Annotated in this window: 16 protein-coding genes, 2 pseudogenes and 1 other annotated feature; of the genes and pseudogenes, 10 read left to right on the top strand and 8 right to left on the bottom strand. The window is 52.4% G+C overall.

The annotated features are described in order from the left end of the window. Nucleotides 1–49 precede the first annotated feature (49 nt). The 5 genes from VF724_RS06610 to VF724_RS06590 all read right to left on the bottom strand — a co-directional run bounded on the left by VF724_RS06610 (nucleotide 50) and on the right by VF724_RS06590 (nucleotide 3,620). Nucleotides 50–694: a response regulator gene (locus VF724_RS06610; protein ID WP_371753441.1), complete on the bottom strand. Its 645-nt coding sequence runs from the start codon at nucleotides 692–694 to the stop codon at nucleotides 50–52. Continuing rightward, nucleotides 687–1,769 carry a sensor histidine kinase gene (locus VF724_RS06605; RefSeq protein ID WP_371753440.1) on the bottom strand — a complete coding sequence of 361 codons (1,083 nt, stop codon included), beginning with the start codon at nucleotides 1,767–1,769 and terminating at the stop codon, nucleotides 687–689. Before VF724_RS06605 ends, VF724_RS06610 begins: the two co-directional genes overlap by 8 nt. 6 nt (nucleotides 1,770–1,775) lie before the next feature. Continuing rightward, nucleotides 1,776–2,771, bottom strand: coding sequence for an arsenic resistance protein (locus VF724_RS06600; protein WP_371753439.1), 996 nt, complete (start codon nucleotides 2,769–2,771; stop codon nucleotides 1,776–1,778). A gap of 123 nt (nucleotides 2,772–2,894) precedes the next feature. Beyond that, a complete protein-coding gene (locus VF724_RS06595) occupies nucleotides 2,895–3,392 on the bottom strand; it encodes a hypothetical protein (protein WP_371753438.1) in 498 nt (165 codons plus the stop codon). 57 nt (nucleotides 3,393–3,449) lie between these two features. Further along, nucleotides 3,450–3,620: a hypothetical protein gene (locus VF724_RS06590; protein WP_371753437.1), complete on the bottom strand. Its 171-nt coding sequence runs from the start codon at nucleotides 3,618–3,620 to the stop codon at nucleotides 3,450–3,452. 291 nt (nucleotides 3,621–3,911) lie between these two features. Between VF724_RS06590 and VF724_RS06585 the strand changes: the two are divergent. Next, a pseudogene (locus VF724_RS06585) lies at nucleotides 3,912–5,246 on the top strand (cytochrome ubiquinol oxidase subunit I); the annotation flags it as partial. A gap of 120 nt (nucleotides 5,247–5,366) precedes the next feature. After that, nucleotides 5,367–6,395, top strand: a complete 1,029-nt coding sequence (gene cydB, locus VF724_RS06580; RefSeq protein WP_371753436.1) for a cytochrome d ubiquinol oxidase subunit II — start codon at nucleotides 5,367–5,369, stop codon at nucleotides 6,393–6,395. Nucleotides 6,396–6,524: 129 nt separating this feature from the next. Here the strand turns inward: cydB and VF724_RS06575 are convergent, their stop codons facing one another. After that, nucleotides 6,525–6,689, bottom strand: coding sequence for a hypothetical protein (locus VF724_RS06575; protein ID WP_371753435.1), 165 nt, complete (start codon nucleotides 6,687–6,689; stop codon nucleotides 6,525–6,527). A 198-nt stretch (nucleotides 6,690–6,887) separates the two neighbouring features. Further along, nucleotides 6,888–7,100 (top strand) — a binding site (T-box leader). Nucleotides 7,101–7,164: 64 nt separating this feature from the next. Here VF724_RS06575 and proB point away from each other — a divergent pair. The 7 genes from proB to VF724_RS06540 all read left to right on the top strand — a co-directional run bounded on the left by proB (nucleotide 7,165) and on the right by VF724_RS06540 (nucleotide 13,416). Beyond that, a complete protein-coding gene (gene proB, locus VF724_RS06570) occupies nucleotides 7,165–8,268 on the top strand; it encodes a glutamate 5-kinase (RefSeq protein WP_371753533.1) in 1,104 nt (367 codons plus the stop codon). Between the two features lie 29 nt (nucleotides 8,269–8,297). After that, nucleotides 8,298–9,566, top strand: a complete 1,269-nt coding sequence (locus tag VF724_RS06565) for a glutamate-5-semialdehyde dehydrogenase (protein WP_371753434.1) — start codon at nucleotides 8,298–8,300, stop codon at nucleotides 9,564–9,566. Nucleotides 9,567–9,581: 15 nt separating this feature from the next. Continuing rightward, complete coding sequence (gene proC, locus VF724_RS06560; RefSeq protein ID WP_371753433.1) at nucleotides 9,582–10,439, top strand: pyrroline-5-carboxylate reductase; 858 nt, start codon at nucleotides 9,582–9,584, stop codon at nucleotides 10,437–10,439. 6 nt (nucleotides 10,440–10,445) lie between these two features. Next, complete coding sequence (locus tag VF724_RS06555) at nucleotides 10,446–11,711, top strand: 2,3-diketo-5-methylthiopentyl-1-phosphate enolase (protein WP_371753432.1); 1,266 nt, start codon at nucleotides 10,446–10,448, stop codon at nucleotides 11,709–11,711. Nucleotides 11,712–11,751: 40 nt separating this feature from the next. After that, nucleotides 11,752–12,471, top strand: a complete 720-nt coding sequence (locus VF724_RS06550) for a 2-hydroxy-3-keto-5-methylthiopentenyl-1-phosphate phosphatase (protein ID WP_371753431.1) — start codon at nucleotides 11,752–11,754, stop codon at nucleotides 12,469–12,471. Beyond that, nucleotides 12,468–13,112 (top strand): methylthioribulose 1-phosphate dehydratase, encoded by a 645-nt coding sequence (gene mtnB, locus VF724_RS06545; RefSeq protein WP_371753430.1) that lies wholly within the window; start codon nucleotides 12,468–12,470, stop codon nucleotides 13,110–13,112. Before VF724_RS06550 ends, mtnB begins: the two co-directional genes overlap by 4 nt. Nucleotides 13,113–13,194: 82 nt before the next feature. Next, the gene (locus VF724_RS06540; RefSeq protein WP_371753429.1) at nucleotides 13,195–13,416 is read left to right on the top strand and encodes a hypothetical protein; all 222 of its coding nucleotides are present in this window, start codon (nucleotides 13,195–13,197) and stop codon (nucleotides 13,414–13,416) included. 18 nt (nucleotides 13,417–13,434) lie between these two features. On the opposite strand, the gene VF724_RS06535 is transcribed toward VF724_RS06540, so the two are convergent. Beyond that, complete coding sequence (locus VF724_RS06535) at nucleotides 13,435–14,145, bottom strand: DnaD domain-containing protein (RefSeq protein WP_371753428.1); 711 nt, start codon at nucleotides 14,143–14,145, stop codon at nucleotides 13,435–13,437. Nucleotides 14,146–14,201: 56 nt separating this feature from the next. Beyond that, nucleotides 14,202–15,500: an asparagine--tRNA ligase gene (gene asnS / locus VF724_RS06530; RefSeq protein ID WP_371753427.1), complete on the bottom strand. Its 1,299-nt coding sequence runs from the start codon at nucleotides 15,498–15,500 to the stop codon at nucleotides 14,202–14,204. Nucleotides 15,501–15,649: 149 nt separating this feature from the next. Between asnS and rhuM the strand changes: the two are divergent. Next, nucleotides 15,650–16,108, top strand: a pseudogene (rhuM, locus tag VF724_RS06525) (RhuM family protein); the annotation flags it as partial. Nucleotides 16,109–16,176 lie beyond the last annotated feature (68 nt).

The raw sequence follows: 16,176 nt of genomic DNA, 5'->3' as shown, positions 1-16,176 counted from the left end.
CGCTTTTTTATCATACCATAACTGACTGCCGCATGGAGGGCTGGTCCGTTTAAAATACGAGATCGAGATATTTATTTTGAATGGCGTATTGGATCAGCTCGTGTTTGGTTTTGAGCTGAAGCTTCTGCATGATATTCGTCTTGTGATTCTCCACGGTTTTGATGCTGATCAGCAGCTTTTCGGCAATTTCCTTATTGGAAAATCCGAGCGCTGCCATTCGCACGATTTCTTTTTCGCGATCCGTCAAGACGGACGGAATTTCTTCCGGATTTTCCGCGAGCCAACCCTTTATCTTATGCTCGTCAACGGATGACCGATAATAGATATGCCCCCGGTACACTTCCCTGATCGCTTCTATCAGCATCTCGCCGTGGCTGTTTTTCAGAATGTAGCCCTGCACCCCGAGACGGACGGCCTGCTGAACATAAATTTCCTCATCGTACATCGTGAGAATGACGATCTTCACATTCGGTTTGTGCTTCTGAATCTCTTTGGCCGCGCTGAAGCCGTCCAGGCCGTCAGGCATGGATAGGTCCATCAGGATCAGATCCGGATCCAGTTGGATGGTTTTTAATACGGCATCATTCCCGTCATGGGCTTCCCCGACGATCTGCACGTCGGAATACGGCTGAAGCAGCATGCGGATACCCTTGCGAACCAGCGTATGGTCGTCTACCAATAGAACCTTAATCAATCAGATTCTCCTCCTTGAAGGGAATGACGGAAACGACCTTTGCCCCTCCGCAGCCGGGTTCCGACCGAATATGCAGGTTGCCTTTCAATTGATCAATCCGTTCCTTCATATGCTTTAAGCCCAGGCCTTGATTCGCGGCGGAGGGATCGAAGCCGATTCCGTTGTCGGAGATCGAGAGAATCAAAAAATCTTTTTTGGTCCGGATCTCCACTTTGATTTTGTTGGCCTGCGAATATTTCAAGGCATTATGGATCGCTTCCTGAATGACCCTGTACAGATTGATCTCCAAAATCGCGGACAGCCGTCCGCGGATGCCGGAATGCTCAAAAGAAAAGGCAATCCGGGGATGGGTTTTGCGCAAATTATCGATCAAATGATCAACTGTCGGGATCAGGCCCAATTGATCCAAGCTCGGCGGTCGCAGCTGCCAGGAATAAAATTTGACATCGCGTATAACCTTCTCCAATGCGTTCACCAGTTCCCGCACGTAATCTTCCATCTGAAACGCCTGATGCATATTGGCCTGAATCGCCTGCAATCCTACGGAAATCGAATAAAGCGATTGCCCCACCCCGTCATGCAGCTCCTGGGCCAGCCGTTTATGCTCGCTTTCCTGAGCTTCCAGCGTTTTTTGCAGAATCAGCTTGGAGATTCGCGCCTCCTCCTCGCGTTTTTTCATCGATAAATCCTTCAATACCAACAGTGCCTCTTGTCTGTTCTGCTGCTCGTTTTCATAGATGACGGCGGTTCTCAATTCCATTTCGATATATTTGCCTTCATACGTCGGCATCGATGCAAGAAAATACGGAACCTCGCGTTTGGACAGCAAATAGCAGCGGTTTTCGCCGGGCGCAACTTCTCTTGTTTGGCAAAAAGAGCAGTAAGGCACCGTTCCCCCGACTTTCCAGCCGGTAAACTTTTGCGAGGAGGGATTCATCACAAGAATCCTGCGTTCCTGGTCAAAAATGATGATCCCATCCTCGATATGATCAAAGATCTGCTTCAGATAGTTCGATAAATGGCGGGGATTTCCGTTGTTTTTCAAAAAATTTAAATAGGTGTCGGTGTCTCCCAAGTCCGTTCACGCTCCCTTGCCGAAAAAATGGAACCGGTCCGCCGCTTTTCCGAACCAGGCAGCAAACTGAACCTGCACGATAAAGGAAAGCGTCACCGTCAACGCGGCTGACGGGCCGAAGGCGGCAACGGCAATGCCCAGCGCGATGGACAGGTTTCTTAGCGCTGTTCCGTAAACAAGGGCAAGGGCATCCCGGCGCTCCAGCAGCCAGCGGCCGATGAAGGTGGAAATGAGGAAATTCAAACCGTAGAAAAAAACGACGATGATGAGGATGTACAAAATTTGCTCCGGGTGATTCGAGAAAATCGGAGCCTTCATACTGATGCTTGAAAAAATCACAAAAATCATTGCCCAAGTACTGACCGCGGGCAGGATCGGCTTGATTTGCTTCGCAAACGTTTCTTTACCGTAACGTTTCAATAAGAATACGGTTGCCGCCTGACCCGCCAACATTGGCAAAAACACGATCACCAGGATCGTTTGAAAGATTTGCAGCATATCAAAAACAATCGCGCTGCCGATCATCCATTTCAAATAAACGGGGGCAGCCAAGGAACCGACAATCAAGCTCAAAGCCGTCATTTTGACTGCCGCCTCTACATTTCCCTTGGACAGCATCGTCCAGGAAATCGTCATGCCGCTAGTCGGCAGCAGCGCCGAAATGGCGAGACCCGCAAACAGCTCCGGGCTGGTGAACAACGCTCCACCCATAAGGGCGGCAATCAAGGGAATGGCCAAAAAATTGATAAGCAGAGAAAGCAAAACGACCTTTCCGTGGGAAAGATCAAAGGCCGACCGCAGACGAAATCCGATCATCGTCGGAAAAATCATGAAAAATGTGCCGATCAGAATTCCGCTTTTCAGAAATTGGGTATCGAATGCGTTCCCGATCAGCAATCCGCACAGGATGGTTACGGGAATCGTGAGGGAAAGATTTTTTCCAGGCAGGAAAAATAGCTGATTCAACAAGTCGATTTGTCTAGTCCCGTTTTTCGTTTTCACGGCCATTCCCCTTTTTTTCCGATTATTTTAACCTTCGGCAAGGCGAACTATGTGTGGAAGGGCTCTGTTTCCCCCGGATGAAACAGAGCCCTTTCTACTGCGCCAATACCGATATGCCGGAAGTTATTTATGCGGAGGGAACAACGCCGTCTTCAGGATTTTCACATTCAGATAAATAAAGGCGCACAGCTGGAAGATTTTGCATTGACGCATAAATAAAGTCCGCTTTGTAGGTTTCATCGTTCGAATCAACTGCATGGCTCCGGCCAATCCGACTTCCATTTCATTGACGCTCAGATCCCTTCCGTAATCCGGATAGTGCTCAAAATCGGGAACGACAGGATACATCACGATCGAAGCGGCGGAGCCGTTCCAAACGGATTTGCCGATCGAAGCGATGCACGCGCCCGGCATTTCAGCCATCGATTCCCAGTTTCCGTCAACCTTCAGGAAGCCGGCCAGGTTGGTCAGCTTGGAAGTGATGTCATTCCCATATTGATCGATATATTTGATCGGAGTTCCCTGAAACTGCGGAATCAGCATCGCGAAGTCGTATTCCGTCTGCCCTTGTTCGCCTTCATAGTTCTCCCAGTATACCTTCCCTTTTTCAACACGGGTCACTGCGGTTTGAACCTGATGGTAAATTTCCTGCTCGGCAAACAAGGATTTGGCAAAAATTTATTCCGGAGCCCTCCGTCCGATCCCCACCCAAACCAGAGAAGGTATATAGGTAAACCGCGGCCACGGATTGACTACGGTCACTTTATGCTGGCGGCCCAGCTCTTTTTTCAAATACAGGGCTGCCGTTTGACCGGCAAAGCCGGCCCCGAGCACGACAATGTTTGCCATCTTCCAGTCCCCCCTTTTCTATTTGCACAGTCCATATTGTATGACTTCCCGTCCAAATCGAAATGAGGAGTTACCCCTATTTTTCCGTCAGCGATGTTCGTATATGCTCAATATGCAGATGACGCGAGGCTTGCATTTGTTTATGATGTGCATCCATGCTCCAAAGAGTAATCATCTGTTGCGAAAGCGGAGCATGGAGGCACTTGCCAATGCGCAGCTGGAAGCGACAAATGATTCGCTTCTTCTCAGACAAAACTTCCGGAACACATTTAACGGAATGGGGGATCATTCATGACCGAAGTCATTTTCTTGAGCCGCATGCAGTTCGCGATCACAATCATTTATCATTTTTTATTCGTCCCGCTGACGATCGGGCTGGTCATCCTGGTTGCGCTCATGGAGACGAAATTTGCCCGCACCGGCGATGAAACGTATAAACGGATGGCCAATTTTTGGGGCAAGCTGTTCACAATCAATTTTGTCATGGGCGTAATCACCGGAATAACGATGGAATTTCAGTTCGGTACCAACTGGTCCGAATATTCCAAGTATATGGGCGACATCTTCGGTTCGCCTCTGGCCATCGAAGCGCTGTTCGCATTCTTTCTCGAATCGGCGTTTATCGGATTGTGGATCTTCGGCCGCGACAGAATTTCTCCGAAATTGCGGGCGTTTGCGATGTGGATGGTGGCCGTCGGGACGAACATTTCGGCGCTATGGATCATTACGGCCAACGGATTCATGCAGCATCCCGTCGGTTACGTGATCCGAAACGACAGGATTGAGCTAAAGAGCTTTATGGAACTGATCACGAATTCTTACACTTGGTATATGTTTTTCCATACGGTGTTTGCAAGTTATATTGTCGGCGCCTTCTTTGTGATGGCCGTCAGCGGCTATCATTTGGTTCGAAGGCAGGACGTCCAATTTTTCCGCAAATCGTTCCGCATGGGAGTAACGATGGCGCTCGTCGCGACGATGGCCGTTCCGCTGATCGGTCACTTCCACGGCGTCAACACAGCTAAGGTACAACCGGCAAAAGCGGCCGCCATGGAAGCGGTATGGGAAACGGAATCGGCGGCGCCGTTTCATTTGCTGCAAATTCCCGATCCGAAAAACGAGAACAACTTGATTGAAGGGCTCTCGATTCCTTATTTGGGCAGCATCTTGTACACCAATAATCCGCAGGGAACGATCATCGGACTGAAGGACATTCCCGCCGTTCAGCGTCCGAATGTGCCGCTCGTATTTTGGAGCTTCCGCCTGATGGTCGGCTTAGGTCTCTTGTTTGTGCTTCTTGCATGGTATGGGTGGTATCTGGATCGCAGGAATAAACTGTTGGACTCTCGCCGGTATTTGAAATTCATGATGTATGCATTCTTCCTGCCTTATGTTGCGATCAACCTCGGATGGATCGTGGCGGAGGCGGGCCGTCAGCCCTGGATCGTATTCGGGCTCATGAAAACAAGCGAGGCCGTGTCTCCGATTTCCGTATCGCAGATTGTGTTTTCAATCGGCGGGTTGGTCGTTTTCTATACGACATTGCTGGCCTCGGATGTGTTCCTCTTGAAAAAAAATGCGCTCAAAGGACCTGAAGCAGCTGAAGGAGCCGAAACGATCGCGGGAGAAAAAGCAGGAGAAAAAGATGAGCTTGGAAGCAAAGAAGCCTTGCAGGAAGAACACAAGGGCGGCAAAAGACGTCACGGCGGACTCGGCTATCTTAAACAATAAGAGGTGAACTACGGCATGGCGCATGAAACGCTTGCAATCATCTGGTTCGGTTTATGGGGATTAATATGGGCGGTTTACTTTATGCTTGACGGTTACAGTTTGGGTACGGGAATGCTGTTCCCGTTTATCACGAAGAACGAACGCGAGGAACGTCAATTGCAGGAGGCGATCGGACCTTTCTGGGGAAGCAATGAAGTTTGGCTGATCACCGCCGGAGGCGCTACGTTCGCAGCTTTTCCGCTGACGTACGCGCTGATGTTCAGCTATTTGTATACGCCTTTGTTTCTGGTGCTGTTCGGTTTGTTCTATCGGGCGGCGGGGCTCGAGTTCATGCACAAGCATTCCACTGCAAGATGGAGAGCGTTCTGGAAGGGATCGTTTTTTGCGGGCAGTCTCGTCATCGCCCTGATCTTCGGAATCGCATTCGCCAATATCTTCAGGGGACTTCCGGTGGACGAAACGGGATATCACGGAAATTTATTGACTTTGTTAAATCCTTACGGATTGCTGGGAGGCGTTCTGTTCTTGTCTTTGTTCCTGCTTTCCGGCAGTCTCTGGACCGCTTTCAAAACGGACGGTGCGGTCAGACAAAGGGCGATCGGCCTCGGCAAGGGCTTGTGGCTGGTGTCCGTTGCCGTTGTCGCCATGTTTGATGTCGCCACTGCGAATCAGACCCCGATATTCGACAATTATACGGAACATCCCGCGCTTTGGCTGATTCCGGCATTGTCCATCGGTGCCGTAATTGCTGTCGGTCCGTTGCTGCGATCAGAAAGGCTTGGGGCGGCATTTGCAGCCGTTTCACTGGGCATTATCGGAATTATGGCGACCGGCTTCATCGGCCTGTTTCCGAATATGCTGCCCTCGAGGCTTGACCCTGCGTTCAGCGTAACGCTGTTCGATGCGGCGGCAAGCGAATTGAATCTGAAAATCATGTTCTTTATCGCCCTGGTTGCCGTTCCTGTCGTCATAGCGTACCAAATCTGGATATACCGGATATTCAAAGATAAAATCACGTCGAAAAACGCGCAGGGCTATCACTGAGGGCTTGCGATGAAATTAGTTCCACTTTTGGCGGCAAAGTATCAAGCGGTTTAATTGATCTTTGCTGCCAATTTAGTGGTATTTATTTGTCGTGATGCCAGAGGGCTCGCGATACCTGAACCGGTTCAATCAACCCTTTTCGGGGCACGGAGCGTCGAACGAAGCGTAAATCGCACGGATCATTAAAAGCAGGCTTGGAACAGCGGCGGCCAACAGAAGATGCTCCGAACCGGAAAAGCCGGCCAAATATCCGATAAGCAAGGAAGACAACGACAAAAGCAGCCAATTGTTCATGATGAAATTCCCCTTCTTTTGCGGTATTGGAAACTCGGTATTATTGTGACAATTTTTCAACTGATTTGTGTCTAAATTTTAAATTATCCGTTTGATTTTGGCAACCCTCAATCCTGCTGGTATTTTCTTTCAGCAATCCGCCGTCAAAAGGCGCGCATTTCTTTACAACCGACGCTTTTCCGTGGTATTCTAAAAAAAACAAACGCGCTGAAGGGAATCAGTAGGAAGGCTCTGACGTGAAGAGAGTAAATTTCCCGGGCTGAGAAAATTTACCGTCCATCCTTTCCGAACCCACCCCTGAGCGGTCAACGACGAGTTGGACAGTTCCCTGCTGTTATCCAGGGAGAAAAGTTGGACGGGTTTAACCGTCAACTAAGGTGGTACCGCGGAAGTCAGACTTTCGTCCTTAGCCGGACGGAAGTCTTTTCTATTGAAAGAACCTGTTTCAGTTCATCCGTATAAGAAAGGGATTATCATGCAGCAGCGCATTGTAATAAAAATCGGCAGCAGCTCGTTGACTTCGCAGGAAAACGGTTTGAGCCGCGACAAAATCGATTACTATGTCCGGGAAATTTCCGATCTGCAAAACCGCGGATTTCAGGTGCTTCTGGTGACCTCCGGCGCGGTGGCGGCAGGTTTCAGAACGATCGGTTATCCTTCGCGGCCCAAAATTTTGCATGAAAAGCAAGCCGCCGCTGCCGTCGGCCAGGCCTTGCTCATGCAGGCATACCATGAAGCCTTCGCCCGTTACGGACTGCGCGTAGCCCAGATTCTGCTGACGCGTTCCGACTTTGCCAATCGCAAAAGAGTGCACAATGCCTTGAATACGATTGAAGAGCTGCTCAAGCATCGGGTGCTGCCGATCATCAACGAAAACGACACCATCTCGGTCGATGAGCTGAAATTCGGCGACAACGACGCCTTATCCGCGCTGACCGCCAATCTGGTCAAAGCGCATAAGCTGCTCATCATCACGGACACGGACGGACTTTATTCGGAGGATCCGCGCAAAAACGCCGACGCGCGCCGCATCGAGCGGGTTGAGCAGATCAACCATGAGATCATGCGGATCGCCGGCGGCTCGGGCAGCAATGTCGGCACGGGCGGCATGCGCTCGAAGATTGAAGCGGCCCGGATTGCAATGCGCGGCGGGGTCCCGGTTTTTGTCGGCCGGATTGTCGAGCCGGGAGACCTGATGTCCGCAGTTGAGGGTAGCGGAAAAGGCACCTACTTCGATACCACGCTGCAAACTCTCCCGATGAAAAAGCAGTGGATCGGTTTTCTGTCGGACCCCGAGGGCATCATCACCGTCGATCAAGGAGCGCAAGACGCGCTCGTTTCCGGCGGAAAAAGCCTGCTTCCCGCAGGAGTCCGGGAAATCGCAGGTGAATTTCACCCCGGCGACATAGTCGAGGTGCGCAATCCGGAAGGTCAGACGGTCGGACGCGGTGTTGTCAATTATGCTTCCTGGCAGATCCGGGCGGTCGCCGGGCTCTCCTCCCAGGAAGTGAAAAAAAGAGTCGATGTGAACCGTCTCGAAGTGATACACAGGGACGAGTGGATTACCCTGAAGGATTGATTCCAAGATTCATTGACCAAGGAGGTATCATGATGAACCTGAAGCAAGCTTCCCTGAGCGAAGTCAGAGAAAAGGCGGCTGCGGCCAAGCAGGCCTCCCGTCAATTGGGCACATTGTCCACCGGACAGAAAAACGAAGCGCTCCTGCTTATGGCGGACGCTTTGATCAACGAACAGGCGTCGATTCTCCAAGCCAACGAAGCCGACCTGACCGCCGGGAAGGAAAACGGCCTCAGCGAATCGCTGCTGGATCGTCTCGCTTTAACCCCGGCAAGAATCGCGGCAATGGCCGAAGGCTTGCGCCAGATCGTCGAGCTGCCCGACCCCATCGGCGACACGCTGGAGGAAATCCGCCGGCCGAACGGTCTGCTGATTGTCAAAAAGCGCGTGCCGATCGGCGTCATCGGCATCGTTTACGAGGCCCGGCCGAATGTCACCGTCGATGCGGCGGGACTGTGCTTGAAAACAGGCAACGCCGTCGTGCTAAGGGGAGGCTCCTCCGCCCTGCACTCCAACCGGCGCATCGTGGAAGTGCTTCATGAAGCGCTGGCTCAATCCGAGGTGCCTGCGGACGCGCTGCAGCTGGTATACAGCGCCGACCGCTCATCCGTCGATGAAATGCTGAAGCTGAACGGTTTGTTGGATGTGGTCATCCCGCGCGGCGGACAATCGCTGATCCAAACAGTCGTGCGGAATGCGACGGTGCCCGTTATCGAAACGGGCGCGGGCATCTGCCACACCTATATCGACTCGGAAGCCGATCCGTCGATGGCCATCCCGATTGCCCTGAATGCCAAAGTCCAGCGCCCTTCGGTCTGCAATGCGATGGAGACGCTGATCGTGCATCGGGATTTTGCGCAGCGGCATCTGTCCGAGCTTACGGACAAGATGCGCGAGCAGAACGTGGAGCTTCGCGGCTGCCCGGAAACGATGCGGCTGGCGGTCGGCGTCAAGCAGGCAAGCGAAGAGGATTGGGCCACCGAGTACAACGATTACATCCTGAACATCAAAGTGGTGAACAATCCGGATGAGGCGCTCGAGCATATCCGCCGATACGGAACCATGCATTCGGAAGCCATCGTCACGGAAAATGCCGAAACCGCGCAGCGCTTCCTCGAAGAAGTCGATGCCGCGGCGGTTTACCACAACGCCTCGACCCGGTTTACCGACGGTTTCGAATTCGGCTTTGGAGCGGAAATCGGCATCAGCACGCAAAAGCTTCACGCACGCGGACCGATGGGTTTGCCGGCGCTCACCTCTACCAAATACATCATTTACGGCAACGGCCAAATCCGTTGACGGGAGGAACAGAACATGAGTCTATCCTTGAAATCAAAACAGTTGTGCTTTATCGGCGCCGGATCGATGGCTGAAGCGATCGTCCGCGGCCTTCTGGAGCAGGAATTGGTTGATCCACGGCAAATTACGATGATGAATAGGCAAAATGCCGATTCGCTGAAAGTCCTGGAAAGCAAATACGGCATCCAAACCGCTTCGGAAATTTCGTTGAAACGCGACCTTATCGCGAGCGCCGATATCCTTATTCTTGCCGTCAAACCGAAGGACGCGGATTCGGCGCTCGGTGAATTCCGCGATCTCATCCGGGAGCACCAGCTGCTGGTTTCCGTGATCGCCGGCTTGTCCATCGATACCATACACGAATTGTTGAAGAGGAATGTGCCAATCGTTCGAACGATGCCCAATACCTCCAGCACGATCGGTTGCGGAGCGACGGGAATGTGTTTTTCAACGGAGGTTTCAGGCGAACAAAAGGAAACGGCCCTCAGCATGTTCCGGTCCACCGGCATCGTCGTCGAGGTCGCGGAACAGCTGCTGGATACGGTCACCGGCCTGTCCGGAAGCGGTCCCGCCTACATTTATTATATGATGGAGGCCATGATGGCTGCAGGCATCGAGGGCGGTTTGCCGGAGGATGCCGCGCGGGAGCTGACGCTTCAAACCGTATTGGGGGCCGCCCAAATGGTTAAAATGACTGGGGAACAGCCCTCCGAGCTGCGAAGAAAGGTCACTTCCCCCAACGGAACGACCCAAGCCGCTCTGGAGGTTATGGACCGCGGCGGTTTCTCCGGGGTTGTCCGGAAAGCTGTGCTGCGGGCTGCGGAAAGAGCGAAGGAAATGGGAGAAGCCATCGCTTCTTCGATGAAAGGGTGACCGCTGTTGAGCTCCTATTGTATGGCAACCTATCGTCTGTTTGACGAGAAAGCGGATTTTCACAAGAAAGCGCAAGGGATCGCCGTCGGACTGACTGTGGGAAGCTGGACCGACCTTCCGGAAGCGAAGAAAAAACACATGGAAAAGCATCTCGGGAAAGTCGTATCCGTCGATGTGCATGAGCCTCCAGGCGGCGAACGCTTTGCGGATATCCAAATCGCCTACCCTGACGCCAATTTCAGCCGAGACATCCCCGCCCTCTTGGTAACGGTATTCGGAAAGCTGTCCATGGACGGAAAAATCAAATTGCTGGACCTGCATTTCTCGGAATCCTTCCTGGAGGGCTTTGCCGGGGCGAAATTCGGGGTTCGGGGAGTTCGGCAGCTGCTCGGCGTGCATGACCGCCCATTGCTGATGAGCATCTTCAAATCGGTCATCGGCCATGATCTTCCGGAGCTTCGCGAGCAGTTTCTGTTACAGGCGCTCGGAGGCGTGGATCTGATCAAGGACGACGAAATCCTGTTCGAGAACCCGCTGACGCCCATCGAAAAGCGCGTGGAAATCGGCATGCAGGCGGCCCGTGAAGCCGAGCGTCAAACCGGCCAAAAGCTGCTGTATGCCGTTAATTTGAGCGGCCCCGCAGGCCATTTGTCCGAGCAGGCAAAGAAAGCCATTGCCGCCGGGGCCAACGCGCTGTTGTTCAATGTGCTGGCCTATGGCTTTGATACGCTGCGGGAACTGAGCTCCGATCCGGAAATCAACGTGCCGATTGCCGCCCACCCCGCATTGGCCGGGGCCTTCTATCCGTCCCCTTATCACGGGATAGCCGCTTCTGTGCTGCTCGGCAAGCTCATGCGCCTGGCCGGGGCGGATCTGGTTTTGTTCCCGTCGCCATACGGTTCCGTGGTCATGCCCAAGGAAGAAAACCTGGCAATTCTGCAAGCCCTGTCCGCAACGAATGCGGCAGACTATATATTTGGCGGGAATGCGGAAAATACCGCAGATTCCCTTCGTTTGGCGTCCAGCTTTCCGGTGCCTTCGGCGGGTATTCATCCCGGTCTGGTGCCGTTGATCATCCGCGATTTCGGACTTGACGTCGTGGTCAACGCCGGCGGCGGTGTCCACGGGCATCCCATGGGAGCGAGCGCCGGCGGCTGGGCCTTCCGTCAGGCCATCGACGCCGTGGTTCAAGGCGCTTCGCTGCAGGAGCAAGCCGGCAGGCACCCCGAGCTGCAAGCCGCCGTGCAGGCATGGGGCATCAAACAAGCGTAAATCAGCGAACAAGCGGATTAACAGGAGAGAACATATTGTAATGAGAGAACTAGACCATCATTCGGATCACAACAAAGCCTTCAGCGGCATAAACGGCAAGCAGCCGATCATTTTCTGCGACTTTGACGGCACGATCACCGAAACCGACAACATCGTTTCGATCATGGAGCATTTCAATCCGCCCGGATGGCAGGAAATTGCCATGGATATTCTCCATTTGCGAATGAGCATCCGTGAGGGCGTAGGCCGATTATTCGGCCTGCTGCCGTCCTCCAAAAAACGGGAAATTCTTGATTTTGTGCTGGCCAACGCCAGAATCCGTAATGGCTTTGCGGATCTGTTGGACTTTTGCAGGGAGCACGGCATCCGTTTTTACGTTGCCTCAGGAGGCATTGATTTTTTTGTGTACCCGCTGCTTGCGCCCTTTCAAATTGAAACAGAGCAAATTTTCTGCAACGGCAGCGATTTTTCAGGCGAATCCATCGAAATCGTTTGGCTCCATCCTTGCGATGAATACTGCGACAATGGCTGCGGCATGTGCAAATCGAAAATATTGCGTTCCTATCCGGGCGACCGTTATTACCGTATCGTTATCGGCGACAGTGTCACCGATTTTGAAGCGGCCAAGCTGGCCGATCTGGTGTTTGCCCGGAGCCGTCTGGTCGAACGCTGCAGAGAAATGGGCCACCCCTTCGTTGCGTTCAACGACTTCCATGATATTGTCGAACATCTCAGCAAAAAGGTTGTGACTCTGCCATGATACCAAGTACTTATTCACTCGAAGATGTGCAAAAGGCGTTCGGCCAACTGCGTGAAATCAAAAGCATTCTTTCCGCCAAAGGATGGTTTCCAGCCACCAGCGGCAACTTGTCGGTGCGTTTAAGCGGCGGCGATCGCGAGCGTTTTGCTTTTGCCGTCACGGCAAGCGGCAAGGACAAGTCGGTGCAAACCGCGGAGGATTTCCTTGTTGTCGATGAACGGGGACGCCCGCTGGAAACCACCGCCCTGAAGCCTTCCGCGGAAACGCTTATCCATTGTGAAATTTATCAGGCAACCGGATGCGGAGCCGTATTTCATGTACATACTGTCTTCAACAATCTTGCATCCGAGCTGTTTCATGGAAGGGGTTCGGTGCCGGTAAGCGGAGTCGAGCTGATTAAGGCGTTCAACATTTGGGAAGAGGAAGCGCATATTGAAATCCCGATCCTGCCGAATTATGCGGATATCCCGAGGATTGCGGCGATGATCAAAAATTCCGTAGTTCCCGAGATCCCCGGTATTCTGCTGCGCAAGCACGGAATTTATGCATGGGGCAAGGATGCTGCGGAAGCAAAAAAACACTTGGAGGCCTTTGAATTCCTGTTCGAATATGAGGTCCGTCTTCGCCAGCTTGGATCATAACGGAGAATATCCTTTGCACGCGTCTTCGTTCTGATACCGGCGGAAATTCGCAAGCAGCCAAGCCAAGGTAAGGGGAATCGCTTTGAAAAAATACAGGTTTGATCTATTGGAAACGACCATATCGAATTTCAAAGAAAAGGACCATATCATTCCAGCCCAATCCCTGACCGATGCCGTTCGAAAATTTATCCGAAAGCATGGATTGGAGGCGCCGGCGTATTGGGACGAGCCTTCGTTTGACAGAGAGATCCAGCTTACTTTTAAAAGCAAATACGGCATCGTTCGTTACCGCATCAGCTGGTGAGCCGGAAATTCGGTGCGATTACCGTTCACCGCGGAATTTCTGCGTAAAGGCCTTCGCCTGTTCCGCGTTGAATACGCGGTTGCGGCTCCACTCCAAAAGAATCCGGTCGATATAGCGAAAATGCAGCTTGCCCGCAAATACCGCTTCCTTCAGCGCCGCCAGGATCAGTTCCTCCGCATACTTGTCCTGGTCAAGCCAGCCGCTGATCGTTTCGCACTCCATCGGCGACAGGGGTCGGGCAAATTCCCGTTCGAATATCGTGAACATGTTTCTGCCCTTATCCTTCGAAATCGTATATCCGGCCCCGCCGAGGGCTTCGCTCCTCCCGGAGTTCGCTCCGCTGACCTGAAGGCTGCGCATCGTTTCCTCCGCGGCCGCCAGCTTGCGGTATACTCCCGTTAAATTGTATCGTTCATATCGGATCCCCGTATCCGCTTCGGTCTCCTCATCAATTTCCAGCCAATGCTCCTTCAGCAGCCTTTCCAGCGTCTGGATGACCTGTTCGCCCGATGCGGTCATGCGGGATTGGATTTCCTCAATCGTCGGAAAATCTTTTTGCTCCTTCTCTTTAAACGCCAGCAAATGGATGATCAGCATGACCTCCAGCTCACTGAGACGCAGCTTCCGGTAATGCTTCAGCAGCATATGGGGGACGCTCACCGTTCCCTCGCGCATCGCCAGCATCATGCCTTGCTCAAAAGCTCCCCTGATTTCCTGATCATCTTTCAAAACACAGCCACCTCGTTATTCAACGTGCCATCTATCATTCATATTTGATCCGCCCGTTAAGGATACAAACGGTACAGCAACCGCGGAAACGGAATGGTCTCCCGCACATGCTCCAATCCGCAGATCCATGCCACCGTACGCTCCAGCCCGAGTCCGAAGCCGGAATGCGGCACGGTTCCGTATTTGCGCAAATCGAGATACCATTGATACGCCTCCATAGACAGCTGATGCGCTTCAAAACGTTGGCCCATCAGTTCCGGATCGTCGATCCTTTGGCTTCCGCCGATAATTTCCCCGTATCCTTCGGGAGCGATCAGATCCGCGCACAGCACCACCTCCGGCCGTTCCGGAGCCGGCTTCATGTAGAAGGCTTTCAATTCCGTCGGATAATGCGTAATAAACACCGGCTTGTCATAGCCTTCGGCAATTGCCGTTTCGTGCGGAGCGCCGAAGTCTTCTCCCCATGCAATATCAAAGCCGTTGTCCTGGAGAAACTGGATCGCTTCATCATAGGTGATGCGCGGAAACGGAGGCTTCACATGGGCCAGCTTGGCCGTGTCGCGGTCCAGCACCTTCAACTCTTTCTCACAGTTGCTTAAGACGGATTGGACGACGTGCGACACGAATTGTTCCTGGATGCGAAGGCTTTCTTCATGCTCGACAAACGCCATTTCCGGTTCAATCATCCAAAATTCGATCAAGTGACGCCGGGTTTTCGATTTTTCCGCACGAAAGGTCGGACCGAAGGAATATACCCTGCCCAGCGCCATGGCTGCAGCCTCCATGTAGAGCTGGCCGCTTTGCGTCAAATAGGCGTCTTCATCAAAATATTTGGTGTGAAACAAGTTGGTTGTGCCTTCACAGGAGGATGGCGTTAAAATCGGAGGATCGACAAGCGTAAACCCGTGGGAGTCAAAAAACTGCTGCACCGCCCTCACGATCTCCGCACGTATCGCCAGAATCGCCCGTTGGCGGGGAGTACGTATCCACAGATGACGATGATCCATCAGAAAATCGACGCCATGCTCCTTATGCGTAACCGGATAGTCCTGAGCAATTTGGATGATTTCAACGTTCTGGACCGTCAATTCATACCCGCTCTGGCTGCGTGCGTCTTCCCGGACGAGTCCGGTCACATACAGCGAGCTCTCCTGAGTCAGCTTGCTTGCGGCGTCCCAAACCTCTTCGCCCACTTCATTCCGGACTGCGACCGCCTGGATAAAACCGGTGCCGTCACGCAGCTGCAGAAACTGAATTTTGCCGCTGGAACGCTTGTTGTATAACCAGCAGCCGATCCTAACCGGCTGGCCGACAAATTGATAAACATCGCGAATCCCACAACGGTTGATTGACATGACCCACCCCTGCTTCATAATAATGGATTGCTTCCTTTCTTTTGTATCATCTATGCGGCCAAAAATCAAATCAATCATAAAAAAATGAGGATTTGGCGGTGTCCATCGGACACAAACTGATCCGTGGGTTTTAGCAATGCAGTTATGACTATGATCAAACCAGCAACTTAACCAAGGAGTTTTACGCCTTTGTGCAGAACAAGCTCCATTATGCCGTAACCGGAAAAACCGCTGCCGAACTGATTGCCGAGCGGGGCCGCCTTGAGCATCCAACAATGGGGCTAACGACATGGAAAGCGGCCCCAGACGGCAAAATCATCAAGCGCGATGTTGTAATTGCAAAGAATTACCTCAACGAAAAGGAGCTCTCGCGCCTGAACCGAATCGTGACCATGTTTATTGATTACGCCGAGCTGATGGCAGAGGACGAAGTGCCGATGAGCATGGCGGACTGGTTGGGCGAAACGGATAACTTCCTCCAGAATAATCGCCGGAAAGTCCTTGAAGGCAAAGGTACGGTTTCCCATGAGGATGCAGTAAAAAAAGCAGACAAGATTTACGAGCATTTCACAGAGCCGACGCTACAGTTATGCGGCGTTATTGGATAAGGTAATGAGTTGATTTGCTGCATCAATTATTGATTTTGACGCCAATTGGACATTCATGATGTGAAAGC

The sequence above is a fragment of the Ferviditalea candida genome, from assembly GCF_035282765.1.
Lineage (GTDB): Bacteria > Bacillota > Bacilli > Paenibacillales > KCTC-25726 > Ferviditalea > Ferviditalea candida.
This window is presented reverse-complemented; position numbering and strand designations above follow the sequence as displayed.

Excerpts from the sequence above, each read along its gene's own strand:
- VF724_RS06590 (WP_371753437.1), bottom strand. The coding sequence starts at position 3,620 with ATGGCAAACATTGTCGTGCTCGGGGCCGGCTTTGCCGGTCAAACGGCA.
- cydB (WP_371753436.1), top strand. The coding sequence starts at position 5,367 with ATGGCGCATGAAACGCTTGCAATCATCTGGTTCGGTTTATGGGGATTA.
- VF724_RS06575 (WP_371753435.1), bottom strand. The coding sequence starts at position 6,689 with ATGAACAATTGGCTGCTTTTGTCGTTGTCTTCCTTGCTTATCGGATAT.
- proB (WP_371753533.1), top strand. The coding sequence starts at position 7,165 with ATGCAGCAGCGCATTGTAATAAAAATCGGCAGCAGCTCGTTGACTTCG.
- VF724_RS06565 (WP_371753434.1), top strand. The coding sequence starts at position 8,298 with ATGATGAACCTGAAGCAAGCTTCCCTGAGCGAAGTCAGAGAAAAGGCG.
- proC (WP_371753433.1), top strand. The coding sequence starts at position 9,582 with ATGAGTCTATCCTTGAAATCAAAACAGTTGTGCTTTATCGGCGCCGGA.
- VF724_RS06550 (WP_371753431.1), top strand. The coding sequence starts at position 11,752 with ATGAGAGAACTAGACCATCATTCGGATCACAACAAAGCCTTCAGCGGC.
- mtnB (WP_371753430.1), top strand. The coding sequence starts at position 12,468 with ATGATACCAAGTACTTATTCACTCGAAGATGTGCAAAAGGCGTTCGGC.
- asnS (WP_371753427.1), bottom strand. The coding sequence starts at position 15,500 with ATGTCAATCAACCGTTGTGGGATTCGCGATGTTTATCAATTTGTCGGC.